Genomic DNA, 19,027 nt, shown 5'->3' with positions numbered 1-19,027 from the left:
GGGGGTTTGTGGGCCGGTCGAGTGGACCCGACAGCGGGGGATACAGGGATCGGTCGAGTGCGCCCCTGGTTCTGCGTCGTGACTGCAGCGAGGTGTTGCCCGACGATGGAGGATCGGCCTTCAGCATGGATTTGCTATAGAGTCGAGGCCATGAGCGAGATTCAGAGAACTTTGGTGCTCATCAAGCCCGACGCAGTGCAGCGTCATCTCATCGGCGAGATCATCGGGCGTTACGAGCGCAAGGGATTGACCATCGTCGCGATGGAGCAGCGTGCCGTCAGCAAGGACTTGGCACGCAAGCACTACGCCGAGCACGAACGCAAGTCGTACTTTGACGAGCTCGTCGACTTCCTCTCCTCGGGCCCGTTGGTGTCCTTGGTGCTTGAGGGGCGCGAGGCGGTTTCCGCAGTGCGTGCCATGCACGGCAAGACCGACGGGGCCCAGGCTGCTCCTGGGACGGTTCGTGGTGACTTCGGACTGTCGACTCGGTGGAATCTGGTGCACGCGTCGGACAGCGAGAAATCCGCTGCTCGCGAGATCAATCTGTGGTTTCCCGAGGTGTCGGTTCACGCCTGAGCCAGCTCATCGGACCGTGCCCGGCGCTACGAGGACGTAGGGCCGTCGAGCCACGTCCGACCCGTTCCGGTTCATGCCTGTCCGGTCATGCCTGGGGCTGGGAACGGTGCCTGCCACCCAGCCCCGCTTTTCCGGAACGTGATCGACGCACGACGCCCTTGCGTGGCTGCCCTGAGCCGTCATGGACGAGGACTGCCGGTGAGGGCTGTCATGGATGAGGGACATCGCTCGGCTCCACCATTCCTGGTGTGACCAACTCGGGTGGAGCTCGTCCTGGTTCTGCTCCCGGATTCCGGCGCGGCAGGCATGGATTTCGCGCTCGGCCAAGTCACACGTGGGCATGTGATCGGGAACAGCGCACCCGCCTACCATGTGCGGGTGAACATCGACTCCGCCCCTGATCTATTGCCCACGCTCGAGCAGTTGCTGACACGCGTCAGCAAGCCCATCCAGTACGTGGGCGGGGAGAAGAACAGCATCGTCAAGCCGTGGGGGTCTGCCCAGGTGCGGTGGACCCTCATGTACCCCGACGCCTACGAGGTGGGCCAGCCCAACCAGGGGTTGGCGATCCTCTACGAGGTGCTCAACGAGCATGACTGGATCCTGGCCGAACGCGCCTTCTCCGTCTGGCCGGATCTCGCCAACCTCATGCGTGCCAGCGACGTCCCGGCGTTCACCTTGGACGGTCACCGGCCACTACGAGCCTTCGACGTCGTGGGAATGTCACTGTCGACGGAGCTGTGCTACACCAACGTGCTCAACGCCCTGGACCTGGCCCAGATCCCGGTGCACCAGGCGGATCGCACCATGGCCGACCCGCTCGTCCTCATCGGGGGTCATGCCTCGTTCAACCCCGAGCCCCTGGCCGACTTCATCGACGGCGCGATTCTGGGCGATGGCGAGGAGGCCCTCGTCACCATCAGCGAAGTCATCCGTGACTGGAAGGACGAGGGCTGCCTTGGTGGCCGGGACGAGATCCTTGCCCGGCTGGCCGCTGACGCCGGAGTGTACGTGCCGTCGTTCTACGACGTCGAGTACCTGCCGGACGGCCCGATTCGCCGCGTTACCCCCAATCGCCCCGAGGCGCCGTTCATGGTGAGCAAGCACACGGTGATGGACCTCGACGAGTGGCCGTACCCCAAACACCCCATCGTCCCCACCGCCGAGACCGTCCACGAACGGTACTCCGCTGAGATCTTTCGGGGATGCAGTCGGGGATGCCGATTCTGCCAGGCAGGCATGATCACACGTCCGGTACGGGAACGCTCGATCGACACGATCGGCTCCATGGTGGCCTGTGGACTGGCCGAGACCGGATTCGACGAGGTCGGCCTGCTCAGCCTGTCCAGCGCGGACCACTCCGAGATCACCGAGATCACCGAACAGCTCGCCGACCGTTACGAGGGCACGAACATCTCGCTGTCACTGCCGAGCACCCGCGTCGACGCCTTCAACATCGATCTGGCCAACGAACTGTCGCGCAACGGGCGCCGATCCGGGCTCACCTTCGCTCCCGAGGGCGGTTCGGAGCGGATGCGCAAGGTCATCAACAAGCAGGTCACCGAGCAGGACCTCATCGACACCGTGGCCACGGCCTTCAGCCACGGATGGCGTCAGGTGAAGCTGTACTTCATGTGTGGGCTGCCCACCGAGACCGACGAGGACGTCTTGGGCATCAAGGACATGGCCGTGCACGTCATCGAGGCCGGTCGCAAGGCCTCGGGACGCAAGGACATCCGGTGCACGATCAGCATTGGCGGGTTCATCCCCAAACCGCACACCCCGTTCCAGTGGGCGGCCCAGGCCCCGGCAGAGGTCATCGACGAACGTCTGGCACTGCTCAAGGAGACCATTCGCTCCGACCGACGCTTTGGCCGCTCCATCGGCATGCGATACCACGACGGACGTCCGGGGATGATCGAGGGACTGCTCTCACGCGGGGACCGCCGGGTGGGACGCGTCATCGAAGCGGTGTGGCGAGACGGTGGCATCTTCGACGGGTGGAACGAGCACTTCTCCTACGAGCGGTGGGTGGAGTGTTGTCAACGCGAACTGGAACCCCTGGGGGTGTCGCTGGACTGGTACACCACCCGGGAACGTGACTACGAGGAGGTGCTTCCCTGGGATCACCTCGACGCCGGGCTGGATCGGGACTGGTTGTGGGACGACTGGCAGGATGCTCTTGACGAGGTCGGTGTGGATGACTGCCGGTGGTCACCGTGCTACGACTGCGGAGTCTGCCCACAGATGGACACCGAGATCCAGATCGGTCCGTCCGGACGTTCCCTCCTGCCATTGTCGGTGGCGCCGACGAACCTGGCGTGACGGCTGAGGCGAGTCTGCTCGCGAAACCGGTCAATCTCTGCCGGTCGGGTCCGGGTGGCTGGTGTGAGAGTTTCTGTCACAGGACTGTGGCTCATCAATGTCATGGTGTCCCTTGGGGCGGCTTGCCGCAGGTGTGGCGTGTCCGGGTCGGGTTCGTTGTTGTGGTTTCTCTCGGGGAGTGTGACGGGGTCGGGTCGAGCTCGTCTGTCGTGGTGCGGGTCACCCGCAGGCCCGGGACTGCACGGCGTGTCTTGGCGATTCCTCGTGCCGAGGGCGGATTCGGCAATACAGGACGAGACCAGCTGGCGATTCGGGCGGAATGGTGGCACCTGACCGCTGGGCAGCGAATACCGAGCCAGTGGTGCAGCGCGTTGTGCAAAGCTGCTGTGCGGCACCGACACCGCGCCGGTCCTAGGGATCTTCTCGTGGCGAGACTTGGTCGAAGGGGTTTTCGCTGGGAAATCCCACGGGCGGCCCTGATCAGCTTTCACACAGCGCCAGTCCAGCGTTTGTCTGCCCGGCGTCCCCTTGCTCTGTCACGGTGCCTTCTGCGAGAGCATGAGAGCCTTGGGTTTCGCAGCCCTGCAGAGTTTCCTCCACCCGCATTTTTACCGATCCGTTTTGAAAGGCCCCATCATGGCTCACAGGAATCAACGTCAACCCGAGCAGCTCGCCCCACCGGTTCAGCGGATGCGATTGCGGTATGCCAAGCGATCCGTGGCACGGTTCACGAGTCATCGGGATTTTGCCCGGTCCTTCGAGCGAGTGCTGCTACGAGCTCGTATTCCCATGGCGCTGTCATCCGGATTCAATCCGCACCCACGTATTTCCTATGCCAATGCGTCCCCGACCGGAGCAGCCAGCGAGGCGGAGTACCTGGAGATTGCGCTGTGGGAGGTGTGTGACCCGGAAATGGTGAAGGACGCTCTCAATGCTGAGATGCCCACGGGCATGGAGGTGTTGGAAGTTGTCGAGTCGGATCGAGTGGCATGGACCGAGGTGCTTACTGCCTCTGCGTGGACTGTGCATGTGCCACACAGCACCGATCCCGCTGCTGTGTCGTCTGCTGTGGACGCATTGCTGGCCTCCCCCACCTGGGTGGTGCAACGTATGACGAAGTCTGGGTTGCGCGATTTCGATGTGCGTGGCGCACTTATCGGGCTGGGCGCTGATGGCGATCTGGTGCGGATGATGATCCGTCACCAGACTCCGTTGGTGCGCCCCGATGACGTCATGGGAGCGCTGGAATCGCAGATCGACGGTTTTGATCGTCAGGAGTGTCTGTTCACACGGTTGTATCAGGGACGCGTCGGGCTGCTCGAGGACGGCACGGCAGACGAACGAGGGCTGAAGACTGCGCTGATTGACGCTTTCGACGGGCGAGCCGTTCAAGTGTGGTGATCACAGAGATCTGGGTCGGGGTCAGGATTCGGTTCGAGGCCAGCTCAGGGTGGCGAAGGCGTCGGGAAACATGACGGGTGAGTCGGGAAACATAGGGGGAGCGCGGCTGTGGTGATCGTGCGTCAAAGGCCGGGCAGTGCCACAGAAGGTGGCATGACTGACTCGCCCGACCAAGTTTGCCATGTCTCCATCCACTGCCCACTGCAGGCGCCGACATACACCGCCCACAACAATCGCCACGCACCATTGGCCACAACAGTTACTGCGCATCATCGGCCACAAACAGTCACTGCGCACCATCGGTCGGGGCTCGCCTGCCCAGAGTTGCCACGCCTGAAGCCCATACCCATCACGACCCGGTGCTCAGGCTCGGCCCAGGTTTGATACCACTCGCGAGCGTGGTGAATGGGTTGCAGGGGCTCATTCGTGCAACGTGTCGTGGCACAACGGATGTTCTCAACCATGATTACCACGGCGATTTCTGGCACTTCGTACCCGGTGCGGTTTGGCTGAGGTGTGTGCAGTGTAGTTCTGGGGCAGTCGTGTGTGACGTGGCTTGGCCATGTGTGACGTGGTTTGGCGAAGGATTGTCTCACCTGGCGCAAAACGACCCCGAAGGTGTTCGTCAGCTGGAGGGTGCCGGGGTTGGGGGTCGTTGACCGAAGTCGAGGTCGGTCTGACCCGGCGTGTGGTAATCGTGCGCTGGAGATGGACTGGTGCCACATCTCATGGCACGGAGAGCGTCCGCAGCCACGATTGCCATGGCCAAGTCCGCACCAGCCGCGTTCGAGTCACGCGGTAAGGGCAGTACTGGCTTGAGTGGGTGGGGCCGGTGGAATCGGTGTGGCTTTCAGTGGCCCGTTACTCAGGGGAATCCCATGGGGTGGGGTAGTGGTTGCCGATGGCCCGGCAATAGCCCATGTTTCAGGGGGAATCCCGCTCAAGGTGTGGCAATCATGCGGCTATCGGTGAACCGCGCCATGCCTCGTGGATCCAGCCAGGTCCCGAGCCCAGGCGGTGCCGGTGCGAGTTGTCATTGTGAGCTGAATGTTTCGACCTTCGCTGCCGTCTTGGGCTATGACGCCTACTGACAAGGGCGGTGGTTCCTACCGACAAGAATGCCATGTCTTCGATTCTGGGCGACAACGATCCAGAACCCGTGGTAATCGTGTTGCACACGATGTCCTGTACCAGCTCCCGTTGCACGGGGAGGCTGGCGTTGCACATTTGCCACAAGGTGGGTTCTTCTTGCCACCCGAACAACTGCTGAAGTGATGCGTGGCATGGCCGTCAGTGGTTCTCTGTGGCATACTTGGCCGCAGGTGACGGGGCACCGCCCCATCCGGGACCGTGGTCTTTACCGCGACGCGTGCTGCGACCGCGGGAGATAGCAGTCGTCCGGATCCACCGACAGCTTTTGCATCTCCGCCCATCCGCACTGTCATTGACGCGACGTTATGGGCGTGGTGCACACGATCATGCCGAAAGGCAGAGGAGAGCACGCATGCTCAATGACGAAAATTCCATGACCGCTTCCGGGTCTGCACAGTCGGAATCGACGACTGAACTGCCCAACACAGGCACGGTTCCCGAGAAGTCAGCAACTCGCCGTCACCGTGCTGCCACCCGAGCAGCGGGCGCCCCTACGGAGTCGAGTGCTGATGAGTCGAGCGCCTCGGTGCCAGTCACGACTGCCGCTGGTTCCGGCGGTGCCGTGGTGACTTCGGCCGCCGAGACCGTTGATCTTCCTCGTCCCCCGGCCGGACGACGCCGTTCCACCCGCTCTGCTGCAGCCGCTGAGCAGGCCTCGAAAGAGGATGCGAATGTCACGGTGAAAGACTTCCAGCCTGCAGTTTCAGCGCCTGCCGAGGCTCAGGAGCAGCTCCCTGTCCAGCCTGTGAGCGACCATGAGTCAGGTTCGGGTGACTCCGCTGCCGATGACCTCCCTGATGGTGATCTTGGTGGCGAGGAATCCGAATCCACCAGTGCCACTTCTGGCGAGTCCAGCACCAGCGAGACCGAAAGATCTGCCCCGACCCGTCGTGCTCGACGCCGCTCCACATCGAGGTCGAGGAGCCGTGGTACTGGTTCCCGCGCCATGACGACGGCCAGCCCCCAGGATGACGTCGTCACTCCCGAACAGACCGGATCAGCCGACGCTGAGGAACACGTCACCACCGAGACGGGCAGTGAGACCACCCCGGCCACCGAGGCAGACGACTTGCCGCGTCCGCCTGCTGGACGCCGCGCTTCGCGTTCCGCCACGGCTGCGCACGAGAAGACCAGTACGCGAGCGCGAAACAAGGACACTGCCGTCGAGGAGACTGATTCCGGTGCGCCCGAATCCAGTCCCGACACTTTGAACTCCACCGATTCCCGGCGAGCCACGTCCGAGGAGTCCACGCCAGCTCGCCGTACCCGTCGCCGTCGTTCCGCGAACCGGCGTGTCACTGAGCCAAAGGCAGAATCGGATTTCGCCGACATCGACGCTGCCCTGACCAAGGCCGAGGAGCAGGCCCAGTCCCGCAAGACGGCTGAGCAAGAAGCAGACGCGGAGCAGCGCTCCACCAGCGACATCCTCGACAACCTGGCTGCCGAGATCGGTGGTGGGGAGGCAGACGGATCGGCTCGCCGGACCACTCGTCGCCGGGCTGCCCGCCCGTCCTCCTCGTCGCGCGGTACTGATTCCTCCCGTGGTACCGAACGTGTTCGCAAGGCCGATCGCCGGTCGGACGCCCATGACGCTGAGGATCATGAGGATTCTGCTGCCGCGGAACATCAGAGCACTGGAAAGACGACGTCCTCCACAGAGGATTCCAGCCAGACCACTGAGTCTGGTGAGGGGACGACGCGTCGTCGCCGTCGCCGCGGCGGACGTCGTCGGCATCCCGCCGAGGCGGAGAGCGGCGCTGACAACTCCTCGTCGGACAAGGGCAATGAGGAGAACCGCTCGTCTGACGATGGATCTGAGAAATCCAGCAGCGAACCAACCAAGTCCAACGACGCGGATCGTTCCGATCACGAGGGCGGCTCGACTCGCAGGCGTCGTCGTCGCCGTCGTCGTGGTGAGGACACCAGTGGCTCCGACGACGATCCGAACAATGTTGTCATCAAGGTGCGCGAGCCTCGTTCGCGTCGATCTGTCTCCGACGAGGTCTCCGGCATCGAGGGATCCACTCGGGTGGAGGCCAAGAAACAGCGTCGCCGGGAGGGACGTGCCGCCGGACGGCGTCGCAATGTCGTGCTCACCGAGGCCGAGTTCCTCGCTCGTCGGGAGTCCGTGGATCGCAAGATGGTCATCCGTCAGTCCGAGGAGTACTCCCAGCTTGCCGTGCTCGAGGACGGGGTGCTCGTGGAGCACTACGTCGATCGGGCCTCGGCCACCTCGGCCATCGGCAACGTCTACCTCGGCAAGGTGCAAAGTGTCCTGCCGTCGATGGAGGCTGCCTTCGTCGACATTGGACGGCGCCGCAATGCCGTCATCTACGCCGGTGAGATCGAGTGGGAGAAATACGGCGAGGTGGGCAAGGAGCACCGCATCGAACAGGTGCTCAAGACGGGCGACCCGATCTTGGTGCAGGTGACCAAGGACCCGGTCGGGGCCAAGGGAGCTCGGCTGACCAGTCACATCTCGTTGCCGGGTCGTTACGTCGTCTACTCTCCGGACGGCAAGCTCTCGGGCATCAGCCGAAAGCTGTTCGACTCCGAACGAAAGAGACTGCGCAAGATCGTTGATGCGACGATGCCCTCCGAGGCATCGGTGATCGTGCGTACTGCCGCTGAAGGTGTCAGCGAGGAAGACCTCACCCGCGACATCAACCGGCTCAAGGCCCAGTGGGAGGTCATCGAGCGCAAGGCGGGCACCAGTCATGCACCGCAGATGCTCTACAGTGAGCCGGATCTCACGGTGCGCATCATTCGCGACCTGTTCAACGAGGATTTCTCCGAACTCATCGTTGCCGGAAATGGCGGTTCCGACGATGCCTACGAGACGATCAAGGCGTACGTGGACCACGTGGCCCCATCCCTTGAGAAGCGTCTGACCAGGTGGGACACCCAGTCCCAGGGGGACCTGTTCCAGAAGTACCGGATCGATGAGCAGGTGGCCAAGGGCCTGGAGCGGAAGGTCTTCCTGCCATCCGGTGGTTCGCTGGTCATCGACCGCACCGAGGCCATGACCGTCATCGACGTCAACACTGGCAAGTTCACCGGATCGGCGGGCAACCTGGAGGCCACCGTGACGGCGAACAACTTGGAGGCGGCCGAGGAGATCGTGCGTCAGCTGCGGCTACGCGACATCGGCGGAATCATCGTCATCGACTTCATCGACATGGTGCTGCCCGCCAACCGTGAGCTGTTGGTGCGCCGTCTCATCGAGTGCTTGGGACGCGATCGCACCCGCCATCAGGTGTCCGAGGTGACGTCCCTGGGCTTGGTGCAGATGACGCGCAAGAAGATCGGAACCGGCTTGGCCGAGGCCTTCACCGAGGAGTGCTCCTCCTGTGGCGGTCGTGGATACGTTCGACACGACAAGCCCGTGAACTCCCAGGCCCCGGCAGACGGTGGTGAACGCTCCGCACGAGGCCGTCGTACCTCGGGCGGGCGCAAGAGCTCCAAGAGGAAGTCGCAGCGCAAGAGTCACGAGAACTGAGTTCGGCCCGAGCCAGTCAGACGAGGCCGGAAGCAGTGTGAATCAGCGTTTGGTCTGATGAGTTGGCGGCGGGGTGATCGCTCCGCCGCCAACCTCTGATGCCACCCCATATGTCTTTCCTGCTGCGCCTTCTGCGATCCCACTGAGGCTGCGGCGATGGAGGGTCGTGATGCATCCGCAGGATCGCTTGGCTCGAGTTGTTCGCTTGTGTTTTTCGAGGGTAGAGACGTGCTGCAGGTCGGAGACAACTGACGATTCCACGCATGAATCAATCGTCCGCACCGGGCTGGACTCTGCTGGGTCGCGTCCCACACCACACGACGTGCATCGTCTCGATCGACTCTGTGGGCACGAGACCGTGGATCACGGCCGTCCGGGCAGTGAGCGTCTTTCCCGGATGGCTGGTAGGAGTTTTCGGGGCTGGGCTGCCGCGTGCCGTCTGAGCCAATTCGTGACACCATGTTCAGGCACTGGTCGGTGCCACATCACAGAGAGCCCCGCTGGCAGCGGGCATACGAAGGAGTTCGTCGTTGATCACTGCAGCAGCTGACGGGTCGAGTCTGCACAATCCTGGCCCTGCTGGGTGGGCGTGGTACATCGACGATGCCACCTGGGCTGCCGGTGGCTGGCCGAAGGGCACCAACAACATGGGGGAGCTCACCGCGGTGCTGGATCTGTTGCGCGCCACTCGCGACGCTGGTGAGGAGCTCACGGTTCTGTGTGACTCGCAGTACGCCATCAACTGCTGCACCAAGTGGATGGCGGGATGGAAACGTAAGGGATGGCGCAAGGCTGACGGCAAACCCGTGCTCAACAAGGAGATTCTGCAGGAGCTCGATACCGAGCTCGCAGGCCGGCAGGTGCATTTCCAGTGGGTCAAGGGGCACGCTGGTCATGCCATGAACGAAGCCGCCGACTCCCGTGCCCGCGCTGCTGCAACGGCCTATCGCGACGGAACCTCGGTGGATCATGGCCCTGGATTCGGGCACGCCCCTGCCGCGGAGGCCGCCGCAGGCGGCGCAGACGACACACAGAATGTTTTCTGCGCCCCACAACGCCACTCTGCCGGCAATGTGTGTGGGGAGGATGACCAGGAGGCTCCATGCCGGGCAGCTGCCCCCACGGCGACTCAGCTCGAAGCCACGTCATCGCGTGACGTCACCTCGGCCTCCGCCGGTGATATCCCGTCCATCGAGCCCTTCCAGGACGGCCTTTTTGAGTTGGATGCCCCCAGTGCCCTTGTCAGTACCTTGGCAGATCTGCAGAGCCGTCTCGTCGACTCCAACCCAGCTTGCCGTCAACAGGCCATGGTCGAGCTGTTGTCCGATGACTTCATCGGTCATGCTGCAGACGGCAAGGTTCGCAGCAAGGCGCGTCTGATTGCCATGGATCGCTCCATCAAGTCTCGTACCACCACCCAGATCGACATCCTGGGCATCACCGAACCAGCTGACGGGGTGGCTCTGGTGCGATGGAGGTCGCGAACCGGGGCACGTGCAGAACTTCATGCCAGCTTGTGGCGTCTCAGCGGGCAGCATGGGGACGGTCAGTGGCAGATCGTCTTCAGTCAGGCGACGGCGATCTGACCTCGACCACGGGACGATGCAATCGGCATCATCCCGTGGTCGTTGCGCAGTCACTCGAGGTGGCCCACCATCGGTGCCTGCCTGTCGACTTCGCACGATCTGCGGCAGTCGACGTTGCCGCCCGCGAAGTGACTGCTGCCTCGGCAAGGGGACTGACGGTCCTCAAGACCGTGGCTCCCCGCGGCTGTGGCAATCATGGTTGCGGAACGGGTTTGTGCCACGTGGCGTAGCAGCTCGGGGTGGTGCAAACACATCTGCCACCGGGCCCCGTCACACGACCCCGGTTCATGGTGGGAAACGGGTTGCCGTAGCCACATTTGCCACACAGACACGCAGAGGCGAGAGCCCTGGCGGCCAGGAGGCCGCCCAATCCCGTGGTTTACCCGGTCTCGAGGTGGGTCTGGACGGTCTCGTGTCATGGCTCAGCGGCGACGGACCCGTTGGCTGCTCGCAGCAGTGCGGTAATCGTGTCAGATGGGGCGGCTTGTGCCACGTGGTGTGGCAGTTCGGGGCAGTGCAGACACATCTTCCACAGGAGTCCGGTCCATGGTGGAGCGGCAGAGACAGCAGTGACCATATTTGTCACGCAAGGTGGTGAGCCATGTCGTGACGGCAGTGTCATTGCCGATAGAGTTGGTCCTATGTGTGCCAATGTTCTTGCCGCCGTTGCCTGGCCTTACGCGAATGGGCCTCGCCACATCGGTCATGTTTCAGGATTCGGTGTTCCCTCTGACGTCTTCGCGAGGTTCATGCGAATGTCGGGTCACCGTGTCCTCATGGTCTCCGGCTCGGACTGCCACGGCACCGCGATTTCGGTCAAGGCCGATCAGATGGGACTCACGGCCCAGCAGTGCGCCGAGAAGTTCCACCACATCATCGCTGAGGATCTGCAGGGTCTGGGCCTGTCGTATGATCTCTACACCTCGACGATGACGCTCAATCACGCGCACGTCACCCAGGAAATCTTCACGACTCTTTACAAGAACGGCTATCTCGTCAAGAAGTCGGAGATGGGGGCCTTCGAGCCATCCACCGGACGTACCCTGCCGGATCGTTACATCGAAGGCACCTGCCCAATCTGCGGTTATGACGACGCCCGTGGCGACCAGTGTGACAACTGTGGACGTCAGCTGGACCCGGCAGATCTCGTCGAACCGCGCTCCAAGACCACCGGTGCGGCCCCCGAGTTTCGTGAGACTGAGCATTTCTTCCTCGATCTTCCTGCCCTGGCCGAGGAGCTCACCCGGTGGATCAACACTCGCACCGACTGGCGCCCCAATGTCCTCAAGTTCTCCCACAACCTGCTCGAGGAACTGCGTCCACGCGCCATCACCCGCGACCTCGACTGGGGGGTGCGCGTGCCGGTCGAGGGCTGGCAGGACAATCCCATGAAGTCCATCTATGTGTGGTTCGACGCCGTCATCGGCTACCTGTCAGCCTCCATCGAATGGGCCCGGCTCTCCGGCGACCCGCAGGCGTGGAAGGACTTCTGGCAGGACCCGGAGGCCCTGTCGTACTACTTCATGGGCAAGGACAACATCGTCTTCCACTCGGTGATCTGGCCCGGCATCCTGCTGGGCATCAATGGTGAGGGCGAGCGGGGTGGTGCCCCATCGCCCGAGATCGGCACTCTCAACCTGCCCACCGAGGTGGTTTCCAGCGAGTTCCTCACCATGAGCGGCTCCAAGGTGTCCAACTCGCGCGGTGCGACGATCTTCGTCGGAGACTTCCTGCGTGACTTCGGCCCAGATGCGCTGCGCTACTTCATTGCTGTGGCGGGCCCGGAGAACCAGGACACCGACTTCACCTGGGAGGAGTTCATCCGCCGGGTGAACTTCGAGCTGGCCAACGAGTGGGGCAACCTCGTCAACCGCTCGATCTCCATGGCCCACAAGAACGTGGGATCCATCCCGCCTGCCGGGAAACTCACCGACGCCGACCGCGCCCTGCTTGACGAGTCCCTCAAGGCCTTCGAGACGGTGGGCGACTTGCTGGAGCATGCCAAGTTCAAGGCAGCCATCACCGAGGTCATGCGTGTCGTCAGCCTGGCGAACGCCTACATCAGCGATCAGGAGCCGTGGAAACTCAAGGACGACCCACAACGTCGCAGCACCGTGCTGCACGTGGCCCTGCAGGTGGTCAACGACTGCAACACGATGTTCACGCCGTTCCTGCCACACTCTGCCCAGAAGGTCTTCGAAGCCCTGGGTGGGGACGGGGTATGGGCTGCCCAGCCCGAGCTGGTCGAGGTGGACGACGGTGGCGACACCCATCCAGTGCTGCGCGGTGACTACGCCAGAGAGCAGGCCCACTGGGGGCGCGACGAGATCGAGGTGGGACGCCCCCTGGCCAAGCCCACCCCGATCTTCCGCAAGTTGGACGCCAAACTCGCCGAGACGGGCCCGGAATGGGCGCCGATCAGCAGGGATTGAGGCGGCGCAGTTGCCGTGAGTAGGGGCGTACCCTGCACACGGCATTGAACTGTGTGGTCATCAGATGCGAAGCTGACGGTTTCATGTCTGTGCGGCAGCAAAAACTGCGCGTGGTTTGAAGAACACGCCTGAACCAATCACCAATCCGACCACGAGGACCGTGGCTTGGAACAGGCCAATCTGGCGCTTGAGAGTCGCATTTACTGCTGTCTCACCCCGCGCTGGGCGTGAGGCATGGGCGGTGGACATGTCACACCTCAACCCCGTTGTCGCGCAGGGCGGCCAGTACCAGGTCCCGATCGCTCTGGGTCTCGTCGATGAGGAACTGGATGTCCTCCTCGGTGGCGCTGGTCGCCTTGACGTGTCGCACCATCTGCTTGACGTAGCTTCGGCGCAGCCGATCCAGGTCGGCCCATCGAGTGACGAGGCGGGACGGGTGGTCCGGCATGACGATTGTCCGTCCGGGCACCTCGGTCTCCGGGTCGCCGAGTGAGACCTCGATGCCGTTGTGTTTGGCGAACGACAGCTGAGCGAGCGGATGCTTGCCAGCGCCGGTGTACTCCGTCTCCTGGACGACGATGGCTTGGTCGGAGGGGAGCGTCTTGGCCAGAGCGAACGCCGCAGCCAAGGAGGTGTTGCCAGCCGGCCCGCGTTCCATGCCCTCGAGCTGGGCCAGCAACTCGGTCATGTAGAACACCTCGCCCTGCTTGACGTACAGGTAGCCGTCCATGTAGCGCAGCGGGCGGGCTGCCGAGCGTGGTACGTCGGAGTGATCGGGATTCGTGGCGTAGGGCACACCGAACCCGGTGTGCCCGGTGGTGAACGACTTGAGGTTGAAGTCGTGGTCGGAGGCCATGTGCAGCCCCGAGAGGTCGACCGATGCGCCATACACCTTGGTGTCTGATGCCCCTGCCTTGCGCAGTCCGCGTGCGGTGCCGGTGAGGTTTCCTCCGCCTGCGTTCGTTGCGATCACGACGTCGGGAGCGCGTCCGATGAGGGACTGGCACTGTTCCACGATCTCCAGACCCAGAGTCTCCACACCGGCGATGCCAAAGGCCGAGTACAGCGAGGCATTGAAGAATCCAGTCTCCTCGAGAACCTTGAGATAGCTGTAGAACAGCTCCGGGCCGACCGAGAGCTGCAACACCTCGGCGCCTAGGGACTCACACTTGCGCTGCTTCTCGAGGATTTCGGGCTGCCCCACCTTGTGGGAGTCGTAGCATTCCTGCACGATGATGCATGGCAGATTCGCCATCGCAGCCTGGCTGGCGACGGCAGCCCCGTAGTTGCCGGAGGTCGCTGACATGACGCCGGGGAAACCAAGTTGCTTGGCCTGGAGCACCGACATCGACGCCCGACGATCCTTGAACGAGCCAGACGGATTGCACTGCTCATCCTTGACGAGGATGCGGGCACCAAGTCCCGGCCCTGAGACCGCGCGGGCAAGGGCGGTGAGGTTGCGCAGCTCGAGCAGTGGGGTGTCGCCCACTCCCACCCGGCGTTGCGCAGCGCGCACGTCGTCCAGGGTGAGGCCGGTGTCCCCCATGAGACGCTCGTAGTCGAAGGCGATGTTTCCCGACTCATACGTCGAGTAGTCAACGCCGAGTGCCTTCTTCATGATTTCGCCGTTGCGAGCCATGACGGCGTCGTAACTCATGTCACGCATTGTCGTTCTCCTTGATGATGTGCCTGGCCTGCGGACCGATACCGAGTAGTTCGGGGACGGTGGCGTCACCGAATCCGTAGTCGTAACCAGGGTTGACGGCCAACAATGTTCCGCTGGTGGTGCGCCCGCAGGTCGTGGTGATGCTGACCCGGTCGCCGATGTGGGCGGATTCCTCGTCAAGGAATCCCTTCACCCACGACTCGAACGGGACCTTCTGCGTGTCCTGCGGAAGATGGGCGGTGCGTTGCTCGGGGGTGAGCACGATGTCGTGGATCTGTACCCAGTCTCCCCTGCGGGCACTGTGCATTGTCTCAAGGCTGCTCATCGGTGAACTCTGCCTTTCATTGCGTACGGTGGGGTGGCCGAGGAGGCCAGTGAGCCAAGTACACCGCCGCCGAAATGGCTGGTCAAGGACGATCCTGTGCCGCCACGGTGCGATAATTTCTTGTGGGAACGACACAGCGTGGTTGTCGGAAGGTGTGATGCCGTCATGGGCAAGAAATTGCAACTGGACGAGATTGATCGCGAAATAGTGTTGCAATTACGCAAGGATGGCCGAATGTCGAATGCCGACCTCGCCAGGCACGTCAGCCTGAGCGCACCGGCGTGCCTGCGACGGGTCAAGCATCTCGAGGACTCCGGGGTGATTCGGGGGTATCGTGCCGTCATCGACCCGGCGGCATTCGGTCATTCCCTGGAGGTGTTCGTCTGGGTGGACCTCGACGCGAGCAATCGGGAGGCAATGCTCGCCTTCGAGGACCGGGTGAGCCAGATGGAGGAGGTCGTCGAGTGCCATCGGGTTTTCGGGCGGCCCGATTTCTTCATGCGAGTGCTCGTGCGTGACCCGGCCGACTACGAGGATTTCCTCACCAACAAACTCATCGGTGTGCCCTTGGTGCTGCGGGTCACCTCCACCCCCTCCCTGAAGAAGATCAAGACGGAGGATCATGGCTGGAGTGAGGGGGCACTGGGCTGAGCGGGCCTTGGCCTGACCCGGTCAAGGTCCGGGCGAGGTGCTGCGGGTCACTGATGACTCCCTGGGCTGTCTGGGGGGCACCCGCGATCAGAGTCCCGACCAGCCGGAGCAGTGGCAGGTACTGATGGTTTCCCGGGTCGCCTGCGGAGAGGCGATCTTCCGGCGCCATCCTGTCAGCGGGCTCGACCTCCTGTACTCCTGACGTAGGGATAGGCAGACCCGTGTCGTCTGGTCCGTGGGGGCTCGACTTCCTGCATCCCTGACGTGAGGACAGATCGACTCGTGTCGTCCAGTCAGCGGAGCTCGACCCCTCTCGTCGCCATGCCAGCGACAAGGTACTACCATGTTTCTCCGTGGGTGAATTGAACACTGTTAAAGACTTCGTCGGGTATGACCAGGATCACGTCTGGCATCCCTACGGGCCCATGCCGGCCGCCATGCGACACCGACTCGTCGATGACGCCGAGGGCGTGTATCTCACGATGCATGACGACCCGGCCGCCGAGCCGACCCAGCTCATTGACGCCATGAGTTCGTGGTGGGCAGCCTGCCACGGGCATCGGCACCCCGCCCTCGTTGCTGCCGCGCACCGTCAGATCGATCGGATGCCGCACGTCATGTTCGGCGGTCTCACCCACCGTCCGGCCATCGAGCTGGCCAGCCGACTGGTCGAGATCACCGACGACCCCCTCACCAAGGTGTTCTTCGCCGACTCGGGATCGGTCGCCGTCGAGGTGGCCATCAAGATGGCCCTGCAGTACCAGCGTGGCATCGGGCACCCGGAACGACGTCGACTGCTCACCTGGCGCTCGGGTTACCACGGTGACACCTTCCAGGCGATGAGTGTGTGCGACCCCCAGGGAGGCATGCATTCGCTGTGGACCGGAGTGCTCACCGAACAGGTCTTCGCCCCGGCACCCCCGGTGATCGGGACCTCTGCCGACGAGTGCTCACGCTACCTCGAGCATCTCGAGAGTCTCATTGACGAGTCCATCGCCGCCATCGTCATCGAGCCGGTCGTCCAGGGCGCCGGGGGCATGCGTGTCCACGACCCGCACCTCGTCACGAGACTGCGGGAGATCTGCGATCGACACGGTGTTGTGCTGCTGGCCGACGAGATCGCCACCGGATTTGGACGCACCGGCACCCTTTTCGCCACCCAGGCGGCTGGCGTCACCCCCGACATCATGTGTGTCGGCAAGGCGCTCACTGGTGGATTCATGACCCTCTCCGCCGTGCTCACCACCGACGAGGTGGCCGCTGCCATCTCCAGCCCCGACGGGGGAGGGGCGCTCATGCACGGACCGACCTTCATGGGCAACCCACTGGCATGTGCCGTCGCCAACGCCTCGGTGGGGCTCATCCAGGACGGTGACTGGCGCACGAGTGTGCCGCGCATCGAGACCGAGCTCATGACAGGCCTCGCTGGGGCGAAGGACGTTTCCCATGTGGCCGACGTGCGGGTACGTGGAGCCATCGGAGTCATCGAGATGGACCACGACGTCGACATGGAGGCCACCACCCAGGCCGCCATCGATCACGGCGTCTGGCTGCGACCGTTCGGGCGGCTCATCTACGCCATGCCGCCCTACATCTGTACCAGTGAGCAGATCGCCACCATCACCGGGGCCATGACTGCCGCGGCACGAGCTGCGGGCGGTCATGACTGAGAGCCAGCGCTGAGCATCGTTCGTCCATGAACATCGTTGACGCGCATCAGGGTTCCGTTCGGAACGGCCCCTCGGAACCGACTCCTCACAACACTTGGATCCCAGGAAGGACACCTCATGGCCATCGTCGTCATCACAGGAACCAACACCGACGTCGGCAAGACGTACACGACGGCATCCGTCGCGCGGTCCGCCATTGAGCAGGGGGCGCGCGTCACCGTGTGCAAGCCCGCTCAGACCGGAGAACCGGCCGGTAGCGGCGACCTCTCGACCGTCCAGAAGCTGCTTGGCGCTGACGCCGTGCACGACTACGTCGAGTTCGCTCGCTACCCCGAACCGTTGGCACCCAACATCTCGGCCCGCCGCGCCGGGATGGCCCAACTCGACCTTGACGAGACGGTTCGAAGGATCCGTGAGCTCGATGCTCCCGGCGAACTCGTGCTCGTCGAGGGAGCCGGCGGACTGCTGGTGCGTATCGCCGATGAGTGGACCATCGCCGACCTCGCAGCAAAACTCTGCGCACCGATCCTCGTCGTCACCTCCACCGGACTGGGATCGCTCAACTGCGCCGAGCTCACCGTCGAGGCCGCCCAGCGCCGTGGCATCACGGTGCTGGGGCTCATCGGCGGCATCTACCCGGACGACCCTGACCTTGTCACCCGACTCAACGTCGAGGAGTTCGAGGAGGTCTGTGGGGTGCCGCTGCTCGGACTGGTCCCCCAGGGACAGGCGGCCCTGGCCGATGACTCCCGAGTCGTTCAGATGCTCAGCGGGCTGCTCGCTACGACGAAATAGGCAGACCGACGGCGGCACGCCAGGGCTGACAGGAGCCTTCTGCAGGCAGTGTCAGTCCCCGCAGTCGTCGCGTGCTGGTCTCTGCTGACGGTGGTGTGTCGGTCGTGCCTGCAGTCGTGGGCGGGACCGGTGCCATTTGATGGACTGGTGCCATTGAGGTGCGGTCACAAGGTGGCTCAGGGCTGGCCGTCGTGTCTCAGGGGCGGTCATCGTCGGCGACGATCCGACCGACGAGCCGGGCGGCTCCAGCCATGCCCATGGGCCGAAAACCTGCAGCGATGGCATGGGCACGGATCTCCGGCTCGGCTGTGCGCAGCGCCCAGCCCCGCCTGAGGAGCACCTTGGGTGGTTTGCGGTGCTCCTTGAGGTCACGCAACAGGCGATGTGCGAAGTTGAGGTTGCGCGGCCGATCCAGCCAGATCGGCACCACGGTGAACCCGGCTCCTCGACAGGGCTGCAGCAGATGGGTGGCGAAGATGCCCTCGGCGACGATCGCCCGGTGGCCGGTGACGTCGACGACGTGCGTACCCTCCGCCTGCGAGGTGGACAGGTTGTACCTCGGAACCCGTGCTCGCCCAGTGGTGGCCAGGCTGTGCAGAACCGTGACGGCAGCATCCACATTCCACGAGGAGACGTCATCCCAGTCGATCATGCCGTGCCGTCGCGGCAAGCCGGGGGAGTCGGCGTCGCGATAGAAGTCGTCGAGCCGTAGCTGTGGAAGATCGGAGACACGGGCGAGTCGGGACTTGCCCGACCCCGAGGGACCGGCCAGGAGAATGATGGTGCGCGCCACGAGGTGGATCCTATCGGGTTCTGGCAGGGTGTGTTCTCATCGCCGTTGACGACCCGTGGGCACGGTCGAGGGTCGGGGTCGGTGACGATCCATGACATGCGGATTCCCGGTGACGGAATCTGGCCACAGGCTTGGGGCCCCAAGGGTAGGGGTCGC

Annotated in this window: 11 protein-coding genes and 1 pseudogene; 9 read left to right on the top strand and 3 right to left on the bottom strand. The window is 63.6% G+C overall.

Going from position 1 to position 19,027, the window contains the following annotated elements; all coding sequences use genetic code 11:
- Nucleotides 1–150: 150 nt before the first annotated feature.
- The 6 genes and pseudogenes from ndk to metG all read left to right on the top strand — a co-directional run bounded on the left by ndk (nt 151) and on the right by metG (nt 12,971).
- Entirely contained in the window at nt 151–576 is a 426-nt protein-coding gene (ndk, locus tag CKV91_RS08640) for a nucleoside-diphosphate kinase (protein WP_065860481.1), read from the top strand.
- Between the two features lie 378 nt (nt 577–954).
- The gene (locus tag CKV91_RS08635) at nt 955–2,901 is read left to right on the top strand and encodes a TIGR03960 family B12-binding radical SAM protein (protein ID WP_411791886.1); all 1,947 of its coding nucleotides are present in this window, start codon (nt 955–957) and stop codon (nt 2,899–2,901) included.
- A gap of 636 nt (nt 2,902–3,537) precedes the next feature.
- On the top strand, nt 3,538–4,302 hold the full coding sequence (locus tag CKV91_RS08630; protein ID WP_036957462.1) for a TIGR03936 family radical SAM-associated protein: 765 nt from the start codon (nt 3,538–3,540) through the stop codon (nt 4,300–4,302).
- A gap of 2,098 nt (nt 4,303–6,400) precedes the next feature.
- Nucleotides 6,401–8,953, top strand: a complete 2,553-nt coding sequence (locus CKV91_RS08625; RefSeq protein ID WP_231933863.1) for an Rne/Rng family ribonuclease — start codon at nt 6,401–6,403, stop codon at nt 8,951–8,953.
- Nucleotides 8,954–9,483: 530 nt separating this feature from the next.
- A pseudogene (locus CKV91_RS10130) lies at nt 9,484–9,943 on the top strand (ribonuclease H family protein); the annotation flags it as partial.
- Nucleotides 9,944–11,180: 1,237 nt separating this feature from the next.
- Nucleotides 11,181–12,971, top strand: a complete 1,791-nt coding sequence (metG, locus tag CKV91_RS08615; RefSeq protein WP_021104363.1) for a methionine--tRNA ligase — start codon at nt 11,181–11,183, stop codon at nt 12,969–12,971.
- 250 nt (nt 12,972–13,221) lie between these two features.
- On the opposite strand, the gene ortB is transcribed toward metG, so the two are convergent.
- A complete protein-coding gene (gene ortB / locus CKV91_RS08610; RefSeq protein WP_036957474.1) occupies nt 13,222–14,628 on the bottom strand; it encodes a 2-amino-4-oxopentanoate thiolase subunit OrtB in 1,407 nt (468 codons plus the stop codon).
- A gap of 1 nt (nt 14,629) precedes the next feature.
- On the bottom strand, nt 14,630–14,962 hold the full coding sequence (gene ortA / locus CKV91_RS08605) for a 2-amino-4-oxopentanoate thiolase subunit OrtA (protein WP_231933746.1): 333 nt from the start codon (nt 14,960–14,962) through the stop codon (nt 14,630–14,632).
- 165 nt (nt 14,963–15,127) lie between these two features.
- On the opposite strand from ortA, the gene CKV91_RS08600 reads away from it, so the two are divergent.
- The 3 genes from CKV91_RS08600 to bioD all read left to right on the top strand — a co-directional run bounded on the left by CKV91_RS08600 (nt 15,128) and on the right by bioD (nt 18,078).
- On the top strand, nt 15,128–15,613 hold the full coding sequence (locus CKV91_RS08600; protein ID WP_036957461.1) for an Lrp/AsnC family transcriptional regulator: 486 nt from the start codon (nt 15,128–15,130) through the stop codon (nt 15,611–15,613).
- A 353-nt stretch (nt 15,614–15,966) separates the two neighbouring features.
- A complete protein-coding gene (locus tag CKV91_RS08595; RefSeq protein WP_036957460.1) occupies nt 15,967–17,283 on the top strand; it encodes an adenosylmethionine--8-amino-7-oxononanoate transaminase in 1,317 nt (438 codons plus the stop codon).
- 117 nt (nt 17,284–17,400) lie between these two features.
- Nucleotides 17,401–18,078: a dethiobiotin synthase gene (gene bioD / locus CKV91_RS08590; protein WP_021104370.1), complete on the top strand. Its 678-nt coding sequence runs from the start codon at nt 17,401–17,403 to the stop codon at nt 18,076–18,078.
- A 196-nt stretch (nt 18,079–18,274) separates the two neighbouring features.
- Here bioD and CKV91_RS08585 read toward each other — a convergent pair whose 3' ends face one another.
- Nucleotides 18,275–18,871 (bottom strand): uridine kinase family protein, encoded by a 597-nt coding sequence (locus CKV91_RS08585; RefSeq protein ID WP_021105691.1) that lies wholly within the window; start codon nt 18,869–18,871, stop codon nt 18,275–18,277.
- Between the last annotated feature and the right edge of the window lie 156 nt (nt 18,872–19,027).

Source organism: Cutibacterium granulosum (assembly GCF_900186975.1).
Classification (GTDB): Bacteria; Actinomycetota; Actinomycetes; order Propionibacteriales; family Propionibacteriaceae; genus Cutibacterium; species Cutibacterium granulosum.
The sequence above is the reverse complement of the archived record's forward strand: the minus strand, read 5'-3'. Positions and strand labels throughout refer to the sequence as shown.